Source organism: Pseudomonas sp. TSRC2-2 (assembly GCF_049897785.1).
Taxonomy (GTDB): Bacteria; Pseudomonadota; Gammaproteobacteria; order Pseudomonadales; family Pseudomonadaceae; genus Aquipseudomonas.
Map to the genome: position 1 here is coordinate 74,048 of NZ_JAFCWZ010000016.1, position 24,175 is coordinate 98,222.

Annotated in this window: 20 protein-coding genes; 6 read left to right on the forward strand and 14 right to left on the reverse strand. The window is 58.3% G+C overall.

The genetic code is table 11. From position 1 onward, the window contains the following. The first annotated feature begins 22 nt into the window (after positions 1–22). Positions 23–442, forward strand: coding sequence for a DUF2388 domain-containing protein (locus ACP7D9_RS27675; protein ID WP_397478725.1), 420 nt, complete (start codon positions 23–25; stop codon positions 440–442). Here the strand turns inward: ACP7D9_RS27675 and ACP7D9_RS27680 are convergent, their stop codons facing one another. Beyond that, positions 443–1,276, reverse strand: a complete 834-nt coding sequence (locus ACP7D9_RS27680; RefSeq protein ID WP_101158839.1) for an undecaprenyl-diphosphate phosphatase — start codon at positions 1,274–1,276, stop codon at positions 443–445. Between the two features lie 490 nt (positions 1,277–1,766). Here ACP7D9_RS27680 and ACP7D9_RS27685 point away from each other — a divergent pair, with 490 nt between their 5' ends. The 3 genes from ACP7D9_RS27685 to ACP7D9_RS27695 all read left to right on the forward strand — a co-directional run bounded on the left by ACP7D9_RS27685 (position 1,767) and on the right by ACP7D9_RS27695 (position 5,230). After that, entirely contained in the window at positions 1,767–2,507 is a 741-nt protein-coding gene (locus tag ACP7D9_RS27685; protein ID WP_426160208.1) for a winged helix-turn-helix domain-containing protein, read from the forward strand. Between the two features lie 277 nt (positions 2,508–2,784). Further along, positions 2,785–3,444, forward strand: coding sequence for a winged helix-turn-helix domain-containing protein (locus ACP7D9_RS27690; RefSeq protein ID WP_101158841.1), 660 nt, complete (start codon positions 2,785–2,787; stop codon positions 3,442–3,444). A 391-nt stretch (positions 3,445–3,835) separates the two neighbouring features. Beyond that, positions 3,836–5,230, forward strand: coding sequence for an undecaprenyl-phosphate glucose phosphotransferase (locus ACP7D9_RS27695; protein WP_101158842.1), 1,395 nt, complete (start codon positions 3,836–3,838; stop codon positions 5,228–5,230). Positions 5,231–6,894: 1,664 nt separating this feature from the next. On the opposite strand, the gene ACP7D9_RS27700 is transcribed toward ACP7D9_RS27695, so the two are convergent. The 6 genes from ACP7D9_RS27700 to galE form a co-directional block, all read right to left on the reverse strand. Continuing rightward, positions 6,895–8,973 carry a YjbH domain-containing protein gene (locus tag ACP7D9_RS27700; RefSeq protein ID WP_426160209.1) on the reverse strand — a complete coding sequence of 693 codons (2,079 nt, stop codon included), beginning with the start codon at positions 8,971–8,973 and terminating at the stop codon, positions 6,895–6,897. Beyond that, positions 8,970–9,731, reverse strand: a complete 762-nt coding sequence (locus ACP7D9_RS27705; protein ID WP_426160210.1) for a capsule biosynthesis GfcC family protein — start codon at positions 9,729–9,731, stop codon at positions 8,970–8,972. Before ACP7D9_RS27705 ends, ACP7D9_RS27700 begins: the two co-directional genes overlap by 4 nt. Further along, positions 9,728–10,393: a YjbF family lipoprotein gene (locus ACP7D9_RS27710; RefSeq protein WP_426160211.1), complete on the reverse strand. Its 666-nt coding sequence runs from the start codon at positions 10,391–10,393 to the stop codon at positions 9,728–9,730. Before ACP7D9_RS27710 ends, ACP7D9_RS27705 begins: the two co-directional genes overlap by 4 nt. Before the next feature lie 12 nt (positions 10,394–10,405). After that, positions 10,406–11,467 carry a polysaccharide biosynthesis/export family protein gene (locus ACP7D9_RS27715; RefSeq protein WP_397478721.1) on the reverse strand — a complete coding sequence of 354 codons (1,062 nt, stop codon included), beginning with the start codon at positions 11,465–11,467 and terminating at the stop codon, positions 10,406–10,408. 145 nt (positions 11,468–11,612) lie between these two features. Next, positions 11,613–11,849 (reverse strand): hypothetical protein, encoded by a 237-nt coding sequence (locus tag ACP7D9_RS27720; RefSeq protein ID WP_016775457.1) that lies wholly within the window; start codon positions 11,847–11,849, stop codon positions 11,613–11,615. Between the two features lie 230 nt (positions 11,850–12,079). Further along, positions 12,080–13,096, reverse strand: coding sequence for a UDP-glucose 4-epimerase GalE (galE, locus tag ACP7D9_RS27725; RefSeq protein ID WP_101158847.1), 1,017 nt, complete (start codon positions 13,094–13,096; stop codon positions 12,080–12,082). Positions 13,097–13,483: 387 nt separating this feature from the next. Here galE and galU point away from each other — a divergent pair, with 387 nt between their 5' ends. Continuing rightward, positions 13,484–14,317, forward strand: a complete 834-nt coding sequence (galU, locus tag ACP7D9_RS27730; protein ID WP_101158848.1) for a UTP--glucose-1-phosphate uridylyltransferase GalU — start codon at positions 13,484–13,486, stop codon at positions 14,315–14,317. 32 nt (positions 14,318–14,349) lie between these two features. Beyond that, positions 14,350–14,763, forward strand: a complete 414-nt coding sequence (locus ACP7D9_RS27735) for a mannose-1-phosphate guanylyltransferase (RefSeq protein ID WP_101158849.1) — start codon at positions 14,350–14,352, stop codon at positions 14,761–14,763. A 131-nt stretch (positions 14,764–14,894) separates the two neighbouring features. On the opposite strand, the gene ACP7D9_RS27740 is transcribed toward ACP7D9_RS27735, so the two are convergent. From ACP7D9_RS27740 to ACP7D9_RS27770, 7 genes are all read right to left on the reverse strand, one after another. Further along, positions 14,895–16,025, reverse strand: a complete 1,131-nt coding sequence (locus ACP7D9_RS27740; protein ID WP_426160212.1) for an SGNH/GDSL hydrolase family protein — start codon at positions 16,023–16,025, stop codon at positions 14,895–14,897. Between the two features lie 175 nt (positions 16,026–16,200). Next, positions 16,201–17,250 carry an acyltransferase family protein gene (locus ACP7D9_RS27745; protein WP_426160213.1) on the reverse strand — a complete coding sequence of 350 codons (1,050 nt, stop codon included), beginning with the start codon at positions 17,248–17,250 and terminating at the stop codon, positions 16,201–16,203. A 12-nt stretch (positions 17,251–17,262) separates the two neighbouring features. After that, on the reverse strand, positions 17,263–18,366 hold the full coding sequence (locus ACP7D9_RS27750) for a hypothetical protein (protein WP_426160214.1): 1,104 nt from the start codon (positions 18,364–18,366) through the stop codon (positions 17,263–17,265). Continuing rightward, positions 18,357–19,589, reverse strand: coding sequence for a phosphoribosylaminoimidazole carboxylase (locus ACP7D9_RS27755; protein ID WP_426160215.1), 1,233 nt, complete (start codon positions 19,587–19,589; stop codon positions 18,357–18,359). The genes ACP7D9_RS27750 and ACP7D9_RS27755 overlap by 10 nt, the downstream gene beginning before the upstream one ends. Then, a complete protein-coding gene (locus ACP7D9_RS27760; protein ID WP_426160216.1) occupies positions 19,586–20,698 on the reverse strand; it encodes a polysaccharide pyruvyl transferase family protein in 1,113 nt (370 codons plus the stop codon). Before ACP7D9_RS27760 ends, ACP7D9_RS27755 begins: the two co-directional genes overlap by 4 nt. 15 nt (positions 20,699–20,713) lie before the next feature. After that, the gene (locus tag ACP7D9_RS27765; protein WP_426160217.1) at positions 20,714–21,796 is read right to left on the reverse strand and encodes a glycosyltransferase; all 1,083 of its coding nucleotides are present in this window, start codon (positions 21,794–21,796) and stop codon (positions 20,714–20,716) included. Positions 21,797–21,836: 40 nt separating this feature from the next. Beyond that, entirely contained in the window at positions 21,837–24,083 is a 2,247-nt protein-coding gene (locus ACP7D9_RS27770) for a polysaccharide biosynthesis tyrosine autokinase (protein WP_426160218.1), read from the reverse strand. Between the last annotated feature and the right edge of the window lie 92 nt (positions 24,084–24,175).

Below are 24,175 nucleotides of genomic sequence, written 5' to 3' on the forward strand. Positions count from 1 at the left end.
GGTTTGAGTGTGCGGGCGACGCATGAGCGTTGCCCGTTTTTTTGATGTACTGACAGGATGTCTTTCGTTTATGCCCGCATTTACTTTTTCTCGTTTCAAGCGTTTCACCCTCCTCGCCTTGTTCAGCTTCACTTCCAACGTTTATGCGCACTGCGATGGCTTTTGCATGGGCCGTACCGATACGCCGTGGGAGGTGACGCAGTTTTCCGGCTTCACTTTGGTGTCTTTGATCCTCGCACCTATTTCGTCTAGCCAGGAAACGACCGACAGTCACAAGCGTGTTTACTCCGCCGAGGAGCAAGAAGACGCGCGACTCTATCTGGCCAGCAACGGCATGCTGCAGGCCGCGTATTTCACCTCAGCCTTGCAGCGCTTTCGTCAGGAGTCGTCGGATTCGACGTTAAACGATCTCGCCGTGGCGGCGTTGATCAGCGCTCAGTGATCAGGCTGCCGCTGCGGCGGTCCAGTTGACCCAGCCAAACAGCCACGTCGCCAGAATCAACAATCCAAAACCGATCCGGTACCACGCGAACGCGGCGTAGCTGTGGTTGGCGATAAATTTGAGCAGGCCACGCACGGCGATCATGGCGAAGATGAAGGCGGTGACGAAGCCGAGGGCGAAGACAGGCAGGTCGTTGGGCTGGAACAGGTCGCGGTATTTGTAGCCGGAGTACACGGCGGCGCCGACCATGGTCGGCATGGCGAGGAAGAACGAGAATTCGGTGGCGGCTTTACGTGAAAGGCCGAAGAGCAGCCCGCCGATGATGGTCGAGCCGGAGCGCGAGGTGCCGGGAATCATCGCCAGGCATTGTACGAAACCGACTTTCAGCGCGTGAGACCAGCGCATGTCATCGACATGTTCGACGCTGACTACATGGCTGCGCTGTTCGGCCCACAACATGACGATGCCGCCGACGACCAGTGCAACGGCAACGGTGACTGGATTGAACAGATACTCATGGATGGCGTCGGCGAACAACACGCCGAGGATAACGGCGGGGAAAAACGCGATCAGCAGATTAAGCGTGAAGCGTTGCGCGTTGCGCTCGGTGGGCAGGCCTTTGACGATTTCGAAGATCTTCGGACGAAACTCCCAGACCACCGCAAGAATCGCCCCCAGTTGAATAATGATGTTAAACGCCATGGCGCGCTCACCGCCGAACTCGAGCAGGTCAGCGACAATAATCTGGTGGCCGGTACTCGATATGGGCAAGAACTCGGTCAGGCCTTCTACCGCGCCTAATATCAATACCTGGAAAAGGGTCCAGAAATCCATTCATCCTCCGTCAGAGCACTCAGGGTGAGCGACCGGTTCAATAACACTCAGGGGTTGAGTATCTGAAGTAATGCATACGGCGATTCGCCGATCCGGAAGAATAGGGTTTATCCAGAGTTAGACTCAAGTGCTGTTAGTAATCGTCTGCCGACGAACTAAACGGGAAAAATTTAGTTCTATTCCAAAAAATATTTCATTTCAGATATGAAGTGTGATGTACCTCACACATTGCCTACGTGGCCAATCAATGGCAAAAGGACATAAAAAATCCATCGCCATACGCTCAGAATAGTGGCACCATTGCATATAGCCATCATCTACGCATTAGTTCACAACTCCGAGAAAATCAACTAAAAGCCTGAAAAGCTTAGTTATTGTTAGAAAACTCGGGAGACGCGTCTAAAATCCGCGCAAATGTTACCAATTGTCAGTCACAGATGAGAACCGGTGCTTTAACATCCCGATGTCAGCACCTAATTCGAGTCAACGCATGATGCTCTCAGGGAACTTGGCGACTAGAAGTCCGCGCCCGACAAATGATGAATCCGGTGTTCTTGCTCTGGGTCGTACACTGGGTGTGGCTGATCATTTCAGATCGCTGATCGCAAAGCACATGCAGTCCGATATGATCCTGGAAACAGCTGCCTTTACTAGTTCGTATAAAGAACAAGGTTACATCGGTTCTTATCGCGCCATTTTCCTCATCATCGATAGCCCACAGGCCCTCGAAGACAATCTGGCTCTGGTGCAGAACCTGCGCAATGACAACTTGAAACCGCTTATTTGCGCAGTCGTCACCGGCCGCGGCGCCGTCAACAAACTCAAGTATTTTCTTGCTGGGGCGGATGCCTGTATCAAGCTCAACACACTGGGCGATGACAGCGAAGACTTGCTGGCGGAGTTCTTCAACAGCGAAGACTGGCAACGAGATATCAATCTGACGCTTGATCCGACACGGATCTGCCTGATGGACAGTCGGCGCAAACTCGATATCTCTTTCGCCGAGATGAAGATCCTCGAGGCCTTTGCGACTACCGGCAATCACATTCTGAGTCATGATGAAATCGCCGGCATCATGGGCCTCAACACCAATTTCTACGATCCTCGAGCGCTGGAAAAATCAATCAGCCGCTTGCGTGGAAAAATCAAGGACATGTATGGTACAAACGCGATTCAGAGCATCCGCGGCTACGGCTATCGCCTGATGCGGGGTCTGATATCGACTGCTTGAGTCTCGGGCAGTCTTCCCTTTTGCATACGAACGAAGGATCGTCTGATGCAGCCATATCTTTTCAGTTGCACTTCATATTTATTAAAACTCAAGCACTTGAATGAGCGCTGCAACACACCCCATAACAATAAAACGCCATAACATAGCTGCAGACCGAGTGGAATTTATCGACGGCCATTTTCGGCCCGAACCCTGCCTACGATTACTTCCGAGGAAGTCATTGCTCGCCTGCCGATTTATCTTTTAGCCAATTTTGGTGTGTATTTAGGAGAGAGACATGGAAACGAGTACAACCCTCCCCAGAAAATATTTTGTTGTTGTGACGCACAGCACAACGTCGCAACGTGAACTGGAAAGCATCTTGTCCAGTGAGCGTTTCAATTCGTTTGGCACGTCGCAGGCACAAATGTTCGTTGAAGGTGTTGCTTCGCCCTCTTCCGCCCCGATGGTCATGGAGTTCAGTTACCCAAGCCTCAGCCGAAAGAATGTTGCGCGCAGTATCGAACATGATACTCAGCGCATACTGGCCACTCTTGAAAATGAATGGCGAGCCGCGCAAACAGACAATCCGTTTCAAAGCTTCGCGACACACACTGCAGAAAGAGCTCATATCACGCATGTCAGCGAGAATACCGAGCCTTGCAGCGACACTTGGCATCTAGACGATGATCAGGGCGTATTGCTCAAGGACAATATTGCGATCAGCCTGACCGGCCTGGAAACCGCTCTGGTCAGGAAAATGCTGAGCCATGAAGAGCGCGTTGTCAGTCGTGATGACTTGATCATCAGTATTGGCCGGGAGCCCGAGCAATACCGGGGTCTGGAGATGTGCCTGAGCCGCTTGCAGGACAAATTCAAGAGCGCCAGTAATGGTGAGCGATTGTTCCGCGCCGTAAGAAATCGCGGATATTGCTTGATCCAGGAAGTCGTCGCGTAATCGCAGACGGCACTCACACCGAGACAGACAGATATAAAGTGCGACTACAACAACAAGAAGAGCACTCTGTTTGGTTTCACCTCACTGATCAATTCAAAACTTCCCTGCCTCCACCCCGCCAACAGTAACAAATACATCCCCGCCTTTTCATCCCCTGCTCCACGACCTTTTCTAACAGACTTCTATTTAAATATTAAAAAATTGGCACAGTGCCATCTTGTTAGAACTCGTCAGACACCATTTCGGACAATAACTTAGTCTATTGGCTGACGACAGTTCGGCTCTCGATGTTGTTACCTCAAGGCACTCGCTAAAACAAAAACAATAAGTCTGCATAACAACTCGGCTTTCAACTGTTGAAACCTGAATGGACGTCTTTTGGGGATATCGTATGGATCTTTCTCTCAGTATCAATCGAAGCACGGGCCTCAAGGGACTGACCTTTTGGGGCCAATGGGCGCTGGCGCAGGCCTTTATTGTGACGCTGCTGTTCATTCTCGCGGAACAGCATACCGGGACTGTCGCGTTCTACTACCGAATGTGCGCCACCCTCGCCGTCCTGGCCTCGGTGCCGGCTTACACATTCAGCGGCGTTTATCGCAAACGCGACAACTACCTGACCGGCCTCGGCCGCTTGTTCATGGGCTGGTCGATGACCATGGCCGCGCTGGCGTGCATCGCGTTTGTCTGCCAGGCCGATGAGCTGTTTTCCCGTCAGGTGATTCTGAGCTGGGCGGTGTATGGCTTCCTCGGTCAGGCGTTCCTCTATGCGCCGCTGCATGCGTTTTCCAAGTACTACCAGCGTTCGCGTAAAAGCGAGCACCGGACGCTGATCGTCGGCACCGGCGAGCTGGCGCTGGGCCTGGCGAGGAAACTCAGTCAACTGGAAAACCTGCCACTGATCGGTCTGGTCAGTAACGGAGACAAACCTGTGCTCGCCTCGGATGCCCCGCGTGTCGTTGGCGCGCAGGACGAGTTGCTCGAGCTGATCGAAGCCCATGACATCCGTCGCTTGTACATCACCCTGCCGCTGTGCGAAGCAGCAAAAATCGAAGCGATGTATGTCGATTTGCTCGGCGCCAACGTCGATGTGGTGTGGGTGCCGGACCTGAACAGCCTGACCCTGCTCAACCACTCGGTGAAAGTCGTGGACGGTCTGCCGGCGATCTACCTCAACGAAAGCCCGCTGACCAGCCGTCCGACCGCTGCGCTGAGCAAGAGTCTGGTTGAGAAAACCGTGGCATTCCTGGCGATCATCGCGCTGAGTCCGCTGCTGTTGATCATCGCTCTGGCGGTGAAACTCAACTCGCCCGGCCCGGTGTTTTTCAAGCAGGATCGGCATGGCTGGAACGGCAAGGTAATCAAGGTCTGGAAATTCCGCTCAATGCGTGTCCACGATGACCGTGAAGTGAAACAGGCCAGCCGCAATGACTCGCGGATCACCGCCGTAGGTCGCTTTATCCGCCGCACCTCGCTGGATGAGTTGCCGCAACTGTTCAACGTCCTGCAGGGGCACATGGCGCTGGTGGGTCCGCGGCCGCATGCGGTGGCGCACAACAATTACTACTCGGGCAAGATCCTCGCTTACATGGCGCGCCACCGGATTAAACCGGGCATTACCGGCCTGGCGCAGATCAGCGGCTGCCGCGGTGAGACCGACACCCTCGACAAGATGCAGAAGCGTGTCGAGATCGACCTGCAGTACATCAACAGCTGGTCGTTGTGGCTGGATCTGAAGATCCTGGTGAAGACACCGTTTACGTTGTTGTCGAAAGACATTTACTGAGGTTCAGCGCTTCAGATCGCAAGGGGACGAAAGTCCCCTTTTTTGTGGGCGGGATTTGGCACACCGCTTTCGATTACCGGTACGAACAATGTGAGAGTGGGCTTGCTTGCGAAAGCGCTGGGTCAGGCGATGGCGATGTTGAATGTGCCGGCGCCTTCGCGAGCAAGCCCGCTCCCACAGGGGGTTTGGCTGATGGCCGGGATGTTTGGCGTGCCGACGATTTACTGTGGGAGTGGGCTTGCTCACGAATTCGCTGGGTCAGGCGATGGCGATGTTGAATGTGCCGGCGCCTTCGCGAGCAAGCCCGCTCCCACAGGGGGTTTGGCTGATGGCCGGGATGGGTGGCGTGCCGACGATCTACTGTGGGAGTGGGCTTGCTCACGAAAGCGCTGGGTCAGGCAGTGGGATGTTGAATGTGCCGGCGCCTTCGCGAGCAAGCCCGCTCCCACAGGGCGTTTGGGTGAAGGCCGGGATGGATTGCGTGCCGACGATCTACTGTGGGAGTGGGCTTGCTCACGAAAGCGCTGGGTCAGGCAGCGGGATGTTGAATGTGCCGGCGCCTTTGCGAGCAAGCCCGCTCCTTGGCTGATGGCCGGGATGTTTGGCGTGCCGACGATTTACTGTGGGAGTGGGCTTGCTCACGAAAGCGCTGGGTCAGGCAGTGGGATGTTGAATGTGCCGCCGCCTTCGCGAGCAAGCCTGCTCCCACAGCGGGTTTGGCTGATGGCCGGGATGTTTGGCGTGCCGACGATCTGCTGTGGGAGTGGGCTTGCTCACGAAAGCGCTGGGTCAGGCGATGGCGATGTTGAATGTGCCGGCGCCTTCGCGAGCAAGCCCGCTCCCACAGGGGGTTTGGCTGATGGCCGGGATGGATGGCGTGCCGACGATTTACTGTGGGAGTGGGCTTGCTCACGAAAGCGCTGGGTCAGGCAGTGGGATGCTGAATGTGCCGGCGCCTTCGCGAGCAAGCCCGCTCCCACAGGGGGTTTGGCTGATGGCCGGGATGTTTGGCGTGCCGACGATTTACTGTGTGAGTGGGCTTGCTCACGAAAGCGCTGGGTCAGGCAGTGGGATGTTGAATGTGCCGGCGCCTTCGCGAGCAAGCCCGCTCCCACAGGGGGTTTGGCTGATGGCCGGGATGGATGGCGTGCCGACGATCTACTGTGGGAGTGGGCTTGCTCACGAAAGCGCTGGGTCAGGCAGTGGCGATGTTGAATGTGCCGGCGCCTTCGCGAGCAAGCCCGCTCCCACAGGGGGTTTGGCTGATGGCCGGGATGGGTGGCGTGCCGACGATTTACTGTGGAAGTGGGCTTGCTCACGAATTCGGTGGGTCAGGCAGTGGGATGTTGAATGTGCCGGCGCCTTCGCGAGCAAGCCCGCTCCCACAGGGGGTTTGGGTTAAGGCCGGGATGGGTGGCGTGCCGACGATTTACTGTGGGAGTGGGCTTGCTCACGAAAGCGGTGGGTCAGGCAGTGGGATGCTGAATGTGCTGGCGCCTTCGCGAGCAAGCCCGCTCCCACAGGGGGTTTGGGTGAAGGCCGGGATGGATGGCGTGCCGACGATCTACTGTGAGAGTGGGCTTGCTTGCGAAAGCGCTGGGTCAGGCAGCGGGATGTTGAATGTGCCGGCACCTTCGCGAGCAAGCCCGCTCCCACAGGCGCGCTTACTCGGTAATCTTCTCGAAATTGCGATAGAACATGTCCCCTTCCCGGCTATCGGTCATCGAGTGCAATTGATAGCTGCGGTTCAGTCTGGCGCCGCCATCCCGGGTCAGTGGCGCCCAGACCAGGTTGGCGCGGCGCATGGTCGACATGCTCATCATTTCGTCGAACGGGATCGACAGGTACAGGCCTTTGTCGAAACTACCTTCGCCATATTCAGCACTGCTGGCCGTGGTGATGGTCGCCCAGGCACCGACGCGCACGCCGTTGAAAAACTCGCGCGAGATGTCCACGGTGGTGCCCCAGTCCCCGGCCAGATACCGCCCGACACTGACCGCTGCCAGCGTGTCGAACGGCAAATCGGTATAGCCGGTAATGTGCCCGGTCACTACCGAGTAATCGCGCAAGGCAAAGCCCTGATCGAAATCACGCTGGCGAACCCAGTTCAAATCCGCGCCCAGCGACCAGCGCTCGCCTGTGGGGCGGAACAGCACTTCTGCGCCGACGCCAGCAAACATCGATTCCAGATAACCGCCGTAAACCATGCCGTACAGATCCTTGTCCAACTGCTCGGCATGGCTGAGCTGGAACAACGGCATGGTCGTGTTTGACGTCGTCAGATACCGACGCAAATCCGTGCGCACGCGCGGCAATCCGCTCGGTGCGTCGTAGACGAATTTGTCGAAGTTGTTGACCAGGTTGGCGCTGAGCAAACCGTTCCACCAAGTGTTGCGGTTAAAGCGATATTCCGCGTCCGCGTCAGCACTGAATTGATAGAGCAAACCATCCGGGCCGCCAACGTTCTGCTTGAAGCCCAGACCGACGCCATAGCTGAAATGTCGCGGCGCTTCGCTGTAGAGGGTTTTCTCGTTGCGCGGCATCGCCGGGTTGATTTCGGTGGTGCGGTGCAGCGACTCCAAAGGCTCTTCGTTGTTGATCACTTCGCGGAAGGTCTGGCGCGGCAGGCTGGTTTCCTCCAGCGGCAAGTCATAGCGCTTGTTGACCACGGTGAACCAGTCGATGTCGTCGCTAACGCTGTTGTCGAGAATCCGGCTCGCGCGTCCGACAGCTTTCGACGAATGGAAATAGCGCTGCTGCTCGCCATAGACGATCAGCTCGGAATCACGCTGGCTGATGCGCTCGACCTTGTACCCGGCATTCTGCTGCAGACGCCGCGACACATCAGCCCAGTTGACCTGCTCCATCGATGTCGTCGGCGCCTTCGCCGGCAGCGGTTCGGGGGTTGGGTCGTAGGTCTTGGCCGGCGCCTTGCGGCTGACGAAATTGGTGTGGAAGGTCACGCCGAACATCGCCGTATTGCCGCGCTCCCAAGCGGCGCTGAGGTCGATCGAATCGGTGACCTTGAACACCGCGCCGAGGTTGATCGGCGAGTCCTGTTTGATCTCGTTTTCCTTCGGCTCGTGCTTGTAGTCGTTGCCTTCGAACTCCAGTTTCAGGCTGAGACGATCCCAGGGCGTCTGGTAGCTCACGCCACCGAACAGCGAAGGCTTGCCGCGAAAGTACGCGCCGGAGTTGACGTCGCCGGTGCCTTCCAGCGCCGGGCGGGTATCGAAGCGACTGCTGACGTAGCCCAACGGGTTATCGAAGTCACCGCGATTACCGATGTAACCCCAAGCGATGCCGGCGCTGAAATCGAAATTGTCGAAGCGCTTGTTGGCGACGAAGAATTCGCTGGAGAACAAACCGGTACCACCGATATCTCGGAAGCCCAGCGCCACTTCCGGTGCCCAGTGGCTTTCCTGCCACAGGCGCACTTTGGCGTCGACCGCCTTGTCCTTGTAGCTTTGACTGCCGCTGAGGGCCTCCGAGCCGTACGGCCGGTTGGTGATCGCGGTGTAGCGAAACGAACCTTCGAGCCAGTCCAGCGGTTGCAACGACACGCTGTAGCGGCTGTAGGGATCGGTGCGGTTGGCGTTGACGCTCAGTTCGCCGGCCGGGGCCATGCGCGCGGTCGGCGTCTGCAACAGACCGGCACCACCGAAGTCATTCTGGGTAATGCGCGGCTCGGCGTGAGCCAGACCGCAGGGCAATAACAACACAGCTGCAAAACGTAACTTCAACGAACCACCTCGGCCAGCTGCGTGGCAATGAATTCGGCCAACTGCTGATTCAATTCAGGAAGAGGCGGATCAAGATCATCATTTTTTATCGGCACCAGAATCCGGCTGCCGGCCACCGGAAACTGCCCGGACTCGCGATTCCAGTGGGCAATGCCGACGCGCCGCGACACGCCATTGGGCTGGATCAGCCACAGGTAATCGGCCTCGGCGTCGTCGAGAATCGAGCAGCCTTCAAGATATTCGCGAGCCTCCTGTAAAGGCTGATAGGGCAAGTGGCATGGCTCGCTTACAGCGCCCAGCACCTGCACTTCGTCAACCCGCTTCGGATAGATCAGCCGATCACCGTCATCGAGGCGAATGTTGCGCGCGAAACCGACTTCCACCGCCACCGGATCAAGGTCAGCGATCTGCCGGCCGGTCACTGGCATTTGCCGGACTTCTTCAGCAACGCGCTGCGCCAGCGCCGCCCGGCTCGGCCGGTCATACAGCGTCGCCATGCGTTGCAGCACCTCGAGATCGAACAGCACGCCGACCTTGAGCCGTGTCTGTTCTTCGATCAGCGACTGGCGCAACAAGCCACCCGCCAGCCAATAACCCTCGGCATTGGGCACGGCCTCGCTGATCACATCGAACAGCCGACCACCCGGCGGCAACGCGATCGGCCCGGGATTGGCGACATCGCCGGACACCGTGACAGCAGCCTGACTCGCCCCGGCGATCAGCAAAAGACCCGCCGCGATAAGACGTAGGCGCTTCACGGCAGGTGCCTGCGGTCAGGGGTCAGTTGCACCAGCTTGACGCGCAGTTGCGAGGTCAGTTGTTGCTCGCTCTGCAGAATGAACCCGTCGCGAGGGTCGACCCAGTAACGGTTGGTCGCGCTGAGGCCAATCGCCGGGGCGTCGATCTGTTCATCGACGCGCAGCACCGAGTAAGGCTTGTCGAGAATCTCCAGGGTCTCGGTGGCGCGGCGCGAGAAGCGGCTGTTGACGATAACGCCGACTTCCTGGCCCTTGTACAAATCGATCCAGCGCCGCGTGGTGAAACCATCGGCGACGTGATGCAAGCCTTGCTTGAATGGCGAATCATCGGCCAGCCGCGTGCCATCCAGATCGCCCTCCAGCCCGAGACCGACAGTGCGCACCGCGAGGCCGTCGCGCAGCAGCAACACCTGCTTGCCGGACGCGACCCAGAACTGCAGGTCTTCGCGCTCACGCACCAGCGCCAGCACGCCGGAGCCGGACGGCGTGGTCAGTTTCAATTGCGGGTAGTTGACCCCGGCGACTTCGGTCGCCGATACATCAACCTCGTCGGGGCCGACGACAGCGGCCTTGAGGTTGTTCAGCGATGCGCTCATCAGCGGGTTACAGCCGCACAGCAACGAGGCCGCCATCAGGCAGACGCCTACTTTCAATAGCTTCACAGTCGGGCGGCCTTATTTGCTGTTGTTGCTGTATTCGCTCCAGTTCTTCGCTGCCGAAGCCCCGGTGCCGACAATCGACGCCGACGGCACCAATTGGCTGATGAAACGGTTCCAGCGGGTGACGTTGGCCGGCCCGACGTAGACGACATCCTGCGGTCGCACCTGAAAGTGCGAAGCCAAGGCCATGGCGGTCGGCGATTCGGCTTCAAGCTGATAGATCTTCGCCGGCTCGACGTCGAGGTTTTCCACCCCACGAATGACGTAGACCGCGTTGCCGTTGGAACTGGTCTGGCTGAGGCCGCCGACCGAACCGAGCACATCGGAGAGGTTCATCGTCGCGGTCTTGAAGCTCAACGCGCGCGGCTGGTTGACCTCGCCCATGACGTAGATGCGCTTGTTGTCGTTGTACGGCAGATACAGTTGATCGCCGCCCTTGAGGAAGACGTTCTGCAACTCGGAATCCTGTTGGTTGAGCGAGTCGAGATTGAGCGGATAAGTGCGCCCATTGCGCGTCAGCAACAACCCGGACAGGTCGGCGTTGTTGGTGTCGATGCCGGCCGAACCAAGGGCCTCGACCACGCTGAGCGGGTTGGTCGAAATCGCCTGCGGGCCGGCCTTCGTCACGGCGCCGGTGACCACGACTTTCTGGCTGGCAAAGCGCAGCACCGCCACGTCGACCTGTGGCTCGGCGATAAATGCCGACAAGCGCTGTTCGATGTCCGCGCGCAGTTGCTGGATGGTCCGGCCGGCGGCCTGGACTTCCTTGATGAACGGGTAATACAGCGTGCCATCGGAGCGCACCAGACGGCCGTTGGCATCGATCTGCTGTTGCGCGCCGGAGGGGGCGGTCAGCTCCGGGTGATCCCAGACGGTGATGTACAACACGTCATTGTTGCCGATGCGATATTCCGCCGGCGTCACCAGCAACTCCGCCGGCAGCGACTCACGCTTTTGCGTGGCGCGGTTCATGGCGATCAGCTTCGGGGTGATCGGAATCAGCTCGACCCGGCTGCTTTCACTGGCGCCCTGGCGGGTGATATCGCTGGTGCTCAGGTACTGGCCGGGGGCAAACATGCAACCTTGCAAAGCGAGACTTGCCAACATTAAAAAATAAACACTACGAGTCATAATGGCACTACGCTATTCAAGGGCGAATCCAAAAAACAAAGTCACCCGACTCGCGTCGGGCGACTCTGTACTGCACTAACAAATGTTCCTGTTAGTTATGCGTGCCGGTTGTACCGGTGGTACCCGTCGTACCGGTGGTACCGCCGTTGGCACTGCCACCGCTGTTGGACGCCGCTACAGCACTGGCAACCATCGCAGTACTGGCCGCGGGCGCTTGCGAAGCCGCCACACTGCCACCTACATTGGTTACCGCTGTCAGCGGCGCTTCAGCGGCGGCAGCCCAGTTGCTCAACATCGTCAACAGGGCAACTGCCATCACTTTTTTCATAACAACTCCTTTCTAACATTCGAACTGTTAAAAACAGATCTGTGTCAGAGCTGGTAGCTTTCAAGTCCGCAAAGAGCGCGAACAAGATCCGTTGTTCTTTCACAGTCATACGCAACTGCTAAAAGTCGAACGGCAGGTTTATATCTACGGACTTGCAAAAGGCATTGCCAGTGTAATTTCCCGACGTTATCTAACAACCTGACTGAAACTAACATCGCACTAAATGGCCATCACCGCGAATAACCATTGGGATGATTGGATTGCCAGCGCCACGTGTCGGCAACCATGTCCTGCAAGTTGCGCGTGGCTTTCCAGCCGAGTTCTTTAGCCGCTTTCGAAGCATCGGCAAAGCTCTCGGCGATATCACCGGCGCGGCGCGGCATCATCCGGTATGGCACCGGGCGGCCGCAGGCCTGTTCGAAGGCATGCAGCACTTGCAGCACGCTGTAGCCATCGCCGGTGCCGAGGTTCCAGGTGTGAATGCCGGCGCGCTCGCTGATCGACTGCAATGCCTTTAAATGCCCGTCTGCCAGATCGACGACATGGATGTAATCGCGCACGCCGGTGCCATCGGCGGTCGGGTAATCGTTACCGAAAATAGACAGCTCGCGCAGGCTGCCGACCGCAACCTGGCTGATATACGGCACCAGATTGTTCGGAATCCCGTTGGGGTCTTCACCCATGTGCCCGCTGGCGTGGGCGCCGATCGGGTTGAAGTAGCGCAGCAGCGCGATGCTCCAGCGCGGCTCGGCGAGGCTCAGGTCGCGCAGCACGTTCTCGACGATTAGCTTGGACTGGCCGTAGGGATTGGTCGGATTACCCGTAGGAAAATCCTCGCGAATCGGCATTTCTTCAGGCTCGCCGTACACCGTCGCCGAGGAACTGAACACCAGTCGGAACACCCCCGCCGCTGCCATCGCCTGGCACAGGGTGATGCTGCCGCCAACGTTGGTTTCGTAGTATTCGAGCGGCTTGCGCACACTCTCGCCCACGGCTTTCAACCCAGCGAAGTGCAGCACGGCGTCAATCTGATGCTCGCGGAAAATCCGGTCCAGCAGCGGCCGATCACAGACATCGCCGCGAATCATCCATGCACTTTTGCCGCAAATGGCTTCGACAGCGTGAAGTGCCGCATCGCTGCTGTTACAAAGATTATCCAGAACAACAACTTCATAACCTGCTTCAAGCAATGCAAGTGTGGTATGCGAGCCGATATAGCCGGCGCCACCCGTTACTAGAATCTTCATAGCGTGATCCGTCATCGAATAAGTACCCGGTAGCGTGTCAAGCCATGCCTGGTAAATATGCGGAGCAATTCACACAAACAGGGCGACAACAACCTCAAACAAATTTAGTTCAACCACTGGCAATAATTATTTTTACCGGTCAAACTGTTTGACGAGTACTTATTAGCACTCCCTGGCTACATATCACTATCGACAGATACCGACTAAAAATAACTTATAACAAAGTAGTCGACATCTCATAACATTAGCGCTTTTTAACAGCGCAACTAATTGCCAGCAACAACCTGACTCGGGTATTAAAGTAAGCCTTCAATAATCATTGAAACTTGCCGCCACTTTGTGGTGCGCAACCGTCGCCTGTGTTCCATGACTGTCCAGGATACTTTTATGATTCGTAAATGTTTGTTCCCCGCTGCCGGCTACGGCACGCGTTTCTTGCCGGCGACCAAAGCCATGCCGAAAGAAATGCTGCCGATCGTCAACAAGCCGTTGATCGAATATGCCGTTGAAGAAGCTCGGGACGCCGGCCTGCAACACATGGCCATCGTCACCGGCCGGGGCAAGCGCGCGCTGGAAGACCACTTCGACATCAGTTACGAACTCGAGCACCAGATTCGTGGCACCGAGAAAGAGAAATTCCTCGCCGGCACCCGCGAGCTCATCGACACCTGCACCTTCTCCTACACCCGTCAGGTGGAAATGAAGGGCTTGGGTCATGCGATTCTCAGCGGCCGTCCATTGATCGGCGACGAGCCGTTTGCCGTGGTGCTGGCCGACGACCTGTGCCTGAACCTCGAAGGCGACGGTGTGCTGTCGCAGATGATTGAGCTGTACAGGAAATTCCGCTGCTCGATCGTCGCCATCCAGGAAGTTCCGGCCGACCAGACCCACAAGTACGGGGTGATCGCCGGCGAGCTGATTTCCGACGGCATCTACCGAGTCAACCACATGGTGGAAAAACCGGCACCGCAGGACGCACCATCGAACCTGGCGATCATCGGCCGCTACATTCTCACGCCGGACATCTTCGACCTGATTGCCGACACACAGCCGGGCAAGGGCGGCGAAATCCAGATCACCGACGCACTGATGAAACAGGCGCAGAACGGCTGCGTGCTGGCCTACAAATTCAAAGGCCTGCGCTTCGACTGCGGAGATGCCGAGGGTTATCTGCAGGCGACCAACTTCTGCTACGACAACGTGTACCTCAAGGGCCGCTGAGACGGCTTTCCACTTCCCACAGGCAGGCAACCATGAACATTGCACAGCATTCGACAGAGATTGAACGTGAGGTGGGCAACCTCGGGGTGATGAGCTGGTTGTCGCGCCATCAACCGCTGCCCAGCGCCAACGAAACCTGGCTGGGCACGATTCTGCTGGTGGAGCGGATCGGCGTGTTTCCAGCGTCGGGGGATATTCGCCGGTCGCTGCGCGATCCGTATCCGCTAGTCGCGCATCTGAAAGCGTTGTATGGCGAACAGGCGCTGGAAATGGATGACCGCGATGGCCTGAAAGTGATCTTCAGCGACTGGCGCTTTCGCGTGCGCATCTGCTGCAACGACCCGGCGATCATCATTAATGTCGAGACCCGCTGTGATGCGCGGCTGATGCCGCGCAAGCTTGCGGAGTTACTCGAACAAGTCGACAACTTCGTCCCTGCACGATGATCGTTCCCACGCTCTGCGTGGGAATGCCGCCCGGGACGCTCCGCGTCCCAGCGCGGCGTGACGCAGAGCGTCACAGGATGTATTCCCACGCGGAGCGTGGGAACGATCACCGTCGCTCTGCGTGGGAACGTTCATTGTCCGCCGCCGTCGCAACGGTCGTTGGCGCCCATGATCCAGCCATAAAAATAATCGGCAATCACCTTCCCGCCCGTGGCCGGCAATGGATGAATCTTGTCCGGGCCGATCATCGCGTTGGCGTAGCGCTTGACGTCCGGGCCGAAGGCGCATTGCAGGTTGATGAAGCCCAGATGCTGCTCGCGCGCCCACGGTTCGAGCACCTGCGCATAAGCGGACATTGGATAAGCGCTGGAGCGCGTGGTGTCCTGACGCATGATCAGGCTGATGCTCGCCGCCGGCTGAATCTCGCGCAGCATGCTCACCAGGCCCTGAACGTTTTGTAGATACTGCGCAGGCTTCACGCCAAACCCCTGGTCGTTACCACCGAGCATGATCAGGTAAACATCGGCCGGAATCTTCGACACCACGGTTTTCCACTGCGTCTGCCATTGCGGATCCGTGTGATAGAAGTCAGCGGACGCCGCCCCGGAAGCCGCCAGTTTCGACACCCGCACGCCTTGCTGATCATTCGTCATCCACAGGCCGAACAGCGTCGGCGCGCCCTTTACCACTTCCAGTTTGAATGCCCAGTCTGCAGCTGATGGAGCGCCGGTTAGCGCGACTTCCTGAACACCTGAGCCTGCGAGCTTCAACGGTTGCCAGTCTTGCGCGGGCGACCAGCGATAGCGCAGCTCGTCGGATTCGCCATTGCCCAGATACAACAGTTTCGCCTGAGTGACCGTGGTATCGATGCGCGGTGAAGGGCTGGCATCGACTTGCAACCAGGCGCCAGGTTTGCCAGAGATCGTGCGACTGTCCGGGCTGGCCTGGCCCAAATCGGCAACCCTCCAGCCGCCACCGAAATATTTGTCGCTGCTGCGGGTGTATTTGAAGTGCGTGCCGCCCAGCGCCGCGCCGTGGTTGAAACCGACGTAACCAGGGCCGGCGAAACCCACCTCGGCGGCCACTCGCTGTACCAGTTTGTTGAGATAGAAATCCTGCCCGGCGGTGTAGCTGTCACCGATCACCGAAACCGCCAGCACCTTGCCGGCCTTGCCCTCGCGCCATTGCGCAAAACGCTGGCGGGCATCGTCTACGGTGATGGCTGGGATGGCGACTGGTTGAGGGGCGCCTACTGGCATCATTCAATATTTCCTTTGTCCGGGATGGCGGCTTCGCGAGCAGGCTCGCTCCCACAAGGATGGTGTGACTTACACGGGTCCACTGTAGGAGCTGAGTGCAACGAGGCTGCGATCTTTTGATCTTTGCAAGCCACGACAAAAGATCAAAAGATCGCAGCCTCGTTTCACTCGTCAGCTCCTACAGGGAGGATTGTGTCTGTACCACCGGGGTGATGGGCGCCAACGGTTTCCGCTTCACCGCCCGCTCGCCGAGGAACAACACCGAGGTGAAATTGAACCGACTGAACACGCTCGCCAACAGCACCGGCCCGAGCAATCCGCAACTCAGACCACCGAGCACCAGCAAGCTCTCATCCTTCACGCCCAAGCGCCCGAGGACAAACCGCGAGGTCGCCGCGAACAACACATGAAAGAGGAAAATCGCATAGGAATATCCGCCCAGCCAGGTCAGCGCTTTCGAACGCATGTCACTGGACAGCAACGCGATGCAAGACACACAACCCACCGTCAAACCGATCACACTGCGACGATCAACAATCAGCTCACGATCGATCGCCGCGACATACAACAGCGTCAGCGAAATCAGCACAAACAGCAGCGGTCCGATCACTTTGAAACGCTGCTTCAACACCTCGACATTTTCCTGCCCGATCATCCCCGCAACAAAAAACGGCAGCAGGTAGATCGCACCGTTGATACCAAACGCATCCAGCGGCAACGGCGGCAGCAGAAACAACAGCGCGGCGAAGGCAAACAAGCCATACAGCCGCGCAGCCGAATGCAACAAACCGCGCCACTCCAGCAAGCCGACGCAGATGAAAATGATGAACACCGCCTGCAGGAACCAGAAGTGGTTGATCGGCACCCAGAACGACAGCAACGCGTCGATCACGCCGACATCCTTGTTCACCCCCGGCCCCACCGCTTGCAGCACCGAGAACGGCACGCCGACGCAGAACAGCGGCACGATCAGCCGTCGCACCTTGCCGGCAAAGAACGCGGAAAAGTCATTGCCGCGAATCTTGTAGATCGAATAGATGTAGCCGGAGATGAACGTGAACAGCGGCATGCGCACGTACACCATCGAGTCGGCGATGACCCTGAACGGCGAGCCGATGTCGATTTTCAAACCGCCGCCCAGCGGGCCGATGACGTGATAGAGCACCAGCAGCAGGCACGCCAGGCCGCGCAGGGTTTCGATCTCCAGAGATTTTTTCTTGCTCGACATAGAGCACCTGCCTTAAGTGAGAACTCGTGATTCGACCTGCACCGGTTTGTTCGCGCGCAGCATCAACCCCAGGCCGACGAACAGGACCGGCACGACCATCGAGAAGTGTCGCGCGAAGGAACCGAAGTCTGGTTCGAACAAGCCTTGCACCAACAGAAACGCCAGTGGAATTGCGATCAGTTCCTTGGGTTTGGTCTGGATCGGCGCGCCTTTGTAATCGGTCGAGGTGATGACCTTGAACAGCAGCAACGCGGTCATGATCATCAGCGCAACGAAGATCACCTGCCCCGGCCCGGATAGCAGAATCAGCTCCACCGGGAACGACAGCCGAAAGAAAATGATCATCGAATCCAGCGCCTGAGAGACGAAGTCGCTGCCGCTGAGCCACGAGACGATCAGCGACTTCGAGCCCTCCTCCCCAGCCGTGCGCAGTTCGTTGTTACTGGCGCGAATCGACGACACCGGAAAGCCCAGCGCAATCTGAATGGCCATGGCCACCGCCAAATAGAACAGGAACAGCATCAGAAAGAAGGTGAAGCGCGATACGTACTTCTTCATCACGCAGACGCCGACCCACGACAGCGAAAACAGAATCCAGTACGGACGGATCAGCACGCCGTAGATCACCGCCGAGAGGAAAAAACCGCCGCGATATTTGCGTGTCAACGCGCTGAGCAAAATGCTCAACACCGCCACCGAGACGATGATTTCCTTGGTGAGGTTTTCAAGAAAAAACGAACGCACGATGCCCCACAGACACAAGGTGCCGAAGATCGTCAGCGGCATGCGCCGGAACACCACCACCGGAATCGCTGTGAGGAAAAAATTGCAAAACATGCCGTACGCCCAGGCATTGGTCAGGTTGATGCCTGTGGGCCGCAGCAGGAACGCCGAACACTCGTAGGACGAGCGATCCGGCGAGAAAGGGTTCCAGAAATTGCAGTTGTCGGCGCGTGCGTATGACGACCACAAGGTCATTGCATCCGGCCCCGGATCGCGCGGCACCAACAGCGGCATCGCCACTGACAGAAACAGCCCGGTGAACAGGATCAGAAAGGAAATCGACGAATCGAATGTGCGCCCGCGAAATTCAATGCGCGGCAGCTTCAGGCCCATGACAGCGCAGCCTTCTTTGCGCCGGTGACACGGGTCAACAACGCGATCACGCCAAGTTGCACGACGATGGCGAAGACGTTGCCCCACGCCGCGCCATAGATCGAGTAATGCTTGATCAGCACATAGCTGACCGGCACTGAAATCAGTAGACAGATCGCCGCGCTGGCCAGCGACACCCGGCTGTTTTTCGAGGCAATCAGACCGCCCCAGACGATGTCGCCAATTGCCCGCAACGCGAAGGAAAAAATCAGTACCGCGAGGAGCGCGTTATCCGGACGCGGCACGCTGGCGGTGACGTAATCGAGCAACACATTGAAAAACACATAGATCGCCACGGCCACAACCGCAGAGACCACCAGCGAGCGCATCACCCATTTATTGACGAACAGTTGCCTGACCGTAAATGCCTGCTGATCGGCCTGAAACCGTTTGGCCAACACCGGAATGCCGACCACCGCCACCACCGCATACGACAACGCCTGCAAAGTATTGGCCGCTGACCACGCGTACACATATTTACCGAGGCTGGCGTAGGGTTCCAGATCGATGATCAGAAAGCGCTCGGCGTACTGACTCAGGGCGATCAGACCGGTGCCGAGATAGAACGGCAACCCGGCCTTCCACACCGTCGCAGCGTCCAGTGCCGCTGCGTCGCGACCCTTGTGCACATTCACCACGATCAGATAACCAGCGCCGATCACCAGCACGTTGGCAGCGACCCACAGCCACAACACACTGGCGATGCCCGCGACCCAGCCGAGCATCATGCCGCCGACTGCCAGCATTGCCCAGAGGCCGGTCTTGATGAAGAACAACAAGGCGCCAGCGGTGGCTTTCTGAGCGGAAAACACGAAGGAATTGATTTCGAACGACAGGTGCTCGGTGAGCAGCACCAGAGTCACGCAAAGGATCAGGGTGGCGGTTGCTTCAACCGACTGAAACAGCGAATAGACCAGCACGGTCAGCACCGACAACACCAGCCCGACCGCCAGGTACAGCAGCAAGACCTTGTCGACGACTCGGCGCGAGCTGCCGCCGACGCTGATCAGCCGATTGACCTCGGAACTGAAGCCGACGCTGTAGAACTTCGAGGCGATCAACGACGCTGCGACCACCACACCGTAAAAACCCAGCGCCTCGTATCCGAGGTAATGGGTGATGACCAGCACCAGCAAGAACTTCGCGCCCAAGGCTCCGCCGCGAAGCAACAGCCGAAACATCATCGAACGACACCCTTGATGATTTCGTCCATGGCCACGGTTTTCGCCTCGATCTCGCGGCACGTGTCGGTCAGGCGCTTGCCGAAATCCGCCAAGGCATTGGGCGCGTAAACGGTGTTGATGATGGTGTCGACGTCGATGTCGCCGCCGTTGATCACCCAGTCCTCGACGCCCATGTCCTGATAGGCGCCAAAGCCTTTGCGCTCGTAGCTGATGTGATACGCCGGCACGCCGGAGAGCAGCGATTCGATGGCGCCGTGCAGACGCACCGAGATCACCAGGTCTGGCTGGTATTTGGCGATGGTTGCCTTCAGTGACAGCAGGTCTTCGTTGATGCCCAGCTCACGGTAGAACGCGCCGTCATCGTTGCCACGCACGGCGCTTTGCACGGCGCAGACCACTTTGCTTTTGTTCTTCAGACGCTGCAGCAGCAGTTTCAGGTTGGCCACATAAGCGACCTTCTTTTCTTTGCTCCACTCCGGCGGTTTGCGCAGCACCACGCACACGGTCGCCGGCGAAGCGGCGCAGCGGGTGAACTTCGGTTGCTGCAGAATCTTGCTGGCCAGCGACTGCACCGCCAGATCCGGCGCGCGATAGACGTTTTCGCAAGCATCGAAGATTGCCGAGGAGCGATTGTCGCGCACGAACACCGCATCAGCGCTGGCGTAATGCTCGACAATCTTGCTGCTCTCGCCGTGGAACGGGCCGATGCTCTGCGGCAGGTACACCGACGGCACTTTGCTGAGGATCGCGGTTTCCAGTTGCTTGGCGTGGCCGAGCTTCAGCTTGATGTGCTCGAAGGCGCTCTTCGAACGCATGTAACCGCCGCCGACACCGACGATCAGATTGGTTTTTTTCAGCAGATCAGCGAGCCCGGCGTAAGACTGATTGAGAAACACCGCCTGCTTGACCCGGCCCAGACCTTTGGCCGCCATGACCGGCGCATCGAAACGCGGGTGCGGCAGATAATTGAACGACTCGGGATCGGACGCCACGACACTGATCGCGGTGTCTGCGCCGAAATTACGCTGCACCAGAGCAATGGCCAGATCGACGAGCAGACCGTCACCGGAGTTGGACGCACTGTAGCCATGCAAAATCGTTACGTTCATAAGCTTGAGTTCTACTTAATAAGTGGGAGCGTGATACAGGGCGTAGGTCTGGCGGATCATCAACGCGGCGCTGAAACGTTCGCGGACAATGCTCCGGCCTTCATTGCCGAGGTCGAGCAGGCGCGGTCTCTGGATGATCGTCAAAACATCGGCCAGCGCCTGGTGATCGCCGGACGGAAAGACGTAGCCGGACACTTCGTTGGTGACAAGCTCCGGCAGCGACGTGCAGTTGCTGGCAATCACCGGCAGTCCCATGGCCATGCCTTCCAGCGGCACCATGGCAAAGCCTTCCCAGCGACTCGGCACGATCAGCGCATCGGCTTTCTGATACAGCGCCTGCACTTCACTCGGCGTCACCCAGGGCAGGTATTCGACCGAATCCATCGGCGGACACTCCACCGAATCCTCGTTGACCGCACTGCCAACCACGGTCAGTTTCAAGTCGTTGCGCTTGACCTTGGCATAAGCCTTGAGCAGCACGTCGAAACCTTTCTGGTAATCCAGACGCCCGACGAACAGCAGATGAATCGGCTCGGCGCCAGCGCTCTTCGGCGCGTCGTCCTTGTGAGGGATGCCGTTGTAGATCAGCTTCATGCGCTTGCGATCGATGCCGAAGCGCGCGGCTTTATCCAACTCGTACTGGCTGACGCAAATGATCACGTCGGTGACTTTCTGCAGCACGCGCTCGATCCACGCATAGACCTTCTGCTTGGTCGGCGAGCTTTCCATCAGGAACGAAAACGCGTGCGGGCAATAAACGATTTTCGGCTTGCGCCATGGCCGCAACAGCACGCACACAACGCGGCCGATCACTCCGGAAAAGGTGCTGTGCAAATGCACGACATCGGGTTTTTCCTTGAGCAGCACCTGGCTCAGGCGCCAGGCGAACCGCAGCAGCGACGGCACGTTGCGGCCGCTGCGCGGGAATGTGCGCACTTGCTGCGGCGCGATGCCGTGCAGCTCCTTGGCCTGATCCTCGGGCACCAGATAGACCAGCTGATAATTCGCCGCGTCGTCTTCGGGCGATGCCGAAATCGTGCGGATCACCGTCGCCACGCCACCTTTGATCGTCTCTGCCACGTGCAGTATTTTTTTCACAACTCACCCACTTCAAACAGGAATGAACAATCGGCAACCATCAGGATTTGTCGGACGCGTATTCGTAGTTGTAATAGCCAGCGCCGCCGTAATAGCTGGCCGCACGCTTCTCGACGCCGTTGAACACCGCGCCTTTCAACTCGATACCGTTCTGGGCGAAGCGGCGAATGGTCAGTTCGATCTCTTTGGCCGGGTTCACCCCGAAGCGGGTGACGATCAGGCTGATGCCGGCCTCGCGACCGACAATGGCGGCATCGGTCACCGCCAGCAGCGGCGGCGTGTCGATGATCACCAGGTCGTACAGCTCGCTGAGCTGCGCCAACAGCTCGCGGAAGTTGGCGTGCATCAGCAACTCGGAAGGATTGGGCGGTACCTGCCCGCGACTGATGAAATGCAGGTTGTCGATCTCGACTTTGTTGATGGCCTGTTCGAGGGTGCAGCGCTTGACCAGCAGGTCGGACAGACCGTTGCTGATCGGTGTGTTAAGGGTTTTGTGCAGGTGCCCTTTGCGCATGTCGGCATCGATCAGCACCACGCGCTGGCCGCTCAGGGCCATGACCGCCGCGAGGTTGGACGAGACAAACGTCTTGCCGACCTGCGGGCTGGGCCCGGAAATCATGATGCGGTTGTTGGTCGAATCGAGGCCGGCGAAGTGCAGGCACGTGCGCAGGCTGCGGATCGATTCGATCGACAGATCTGTCGGGTTGCGCAGCGCCAGCAGGTAGGCCGGCTTGTCGACGCCATCGCGGGCGCGACCCTTTTTGCTGTCCTCTTCTTCCTGCAAGGCGCTGTAGGGAATCGACGCATACACCGGCAGGCCCAACTGCTCGATGCCTTCGGGGCCTTCGAGGCCACGGCTGAGGGATTTGCGCAGCAGCACCAGCGCCACACCGACAAACGCGCCGAGCAGCGTCGCGATCAACACGATCAGCGCTTTCTTCGGTTTGATCGGGTTGGTCAGGTCGACATCGGCAGTGTCGATCAGGCGCACGTTGCCGACGGCCCCGGCGCGGACGATGTCGAGTTCTTGGGATTTGTTCAGCAACTGCGTGTAGATCTGCGAAGCCACTTCGACGTCCCGGGTCAGGTTGAGCAATTCCTGCTGCGTGGCCGGCAGGTCCTGGACCTTGCCTTCGAGCGATTTCTGCTGCTGGGTCAACTCGCCAATCTGCGTCATCAAAGCGCGATAGGCCGGGTGCTGTTTGGTGAACTTGCGATCAAGCTCGGCCTGCTGCATTTTCAGTTCGGAAATGCGCGTTTCCAGCGCCACCGACTGGCCCAGCACCGACTGGGTTTCCAGCGAGATATTCACGGTCTTGCCGTGGGTCTGGTAGGCATTCAAGGCGTCGCTGGCCTTGGCCAGATCACGCTTGACCTGGGGCAACTGGCTTTGCAAAAAGGCCAGGCTTTGCGCGGCTTCCGCCGAGGTGCGACGCACGTTTTGCTCGACGTAGAGTGAGGCGATCTTGTTCAGTATCTTCACCGCCTCGGCGGCGTCTGAACTGGCCAGCGCCAAGCGGATGATCCCCGACTCCTTGCCCTGTTCGGAGATATCCAGCGCATCCTGATAGCCCTGGATGGTCACGATCCGTGGATTGCGCACCACTTGAAAACGCGTGCCGGGGTTAGCTGCCAGTTGCGAGATCTGCCCTTCTACACCGTCGTTGGCAAACGCTTCGCCAGCCACACCTTCGGCGAGCAGATTGTCGTTTTCATCGAACAGTTGGAAGCGCTGCTGCTCGCCGGCAATCAGCGTGAGTTTCTTGCCGAGCAGATCTTTCGGCAACGCCAGCAGAGAGAATTCCAAGCGCTCACCGCCCCAGGCATAACTGTTCAAACCGAAACGCGGCGGCGCAACGCCGGTTTCGCTGTCACCGCGATAACGCCGCGAAAGGAAGCCGCCGATCAACGGGAAAGTGTTGGGGGTGACGTCGATGTCCAGGCGCAGGTCATCGACCGTTTTGCCGATCACCGCGCGGGATTTGATAATGCCGATTTCGGTCACCGACGGCGATTGCCCGCCAAGCATGCTGTTGAGGTCGGAGAAACCGAGCATGTCGTTCTTTTTCGGTTCGACCTGCACCAGCGCGTTCGCCAGGTACACCGGCGTTGCCAGAACCGCATAGGCGACGCCGGTGACCATGAAGGCACCGGTCAGCGCACCGATCAGCCACTTCTGGTCGATCAGGCTGCCGAAGATGCCGAGCAGATCAATACTGTCTTGATCATTGTCGCGAGTGCCGATTACGGACGGTAACTGGGCGGTTGCAGGATCTGAGTGCAACACGGTTATTGAATTGAAGCGGGAGCATCATGCCGCATCACCACGGCTTCTTGCATCACTTCGCCCATCACCTCGATCGGGCATTTGAAGTCGAA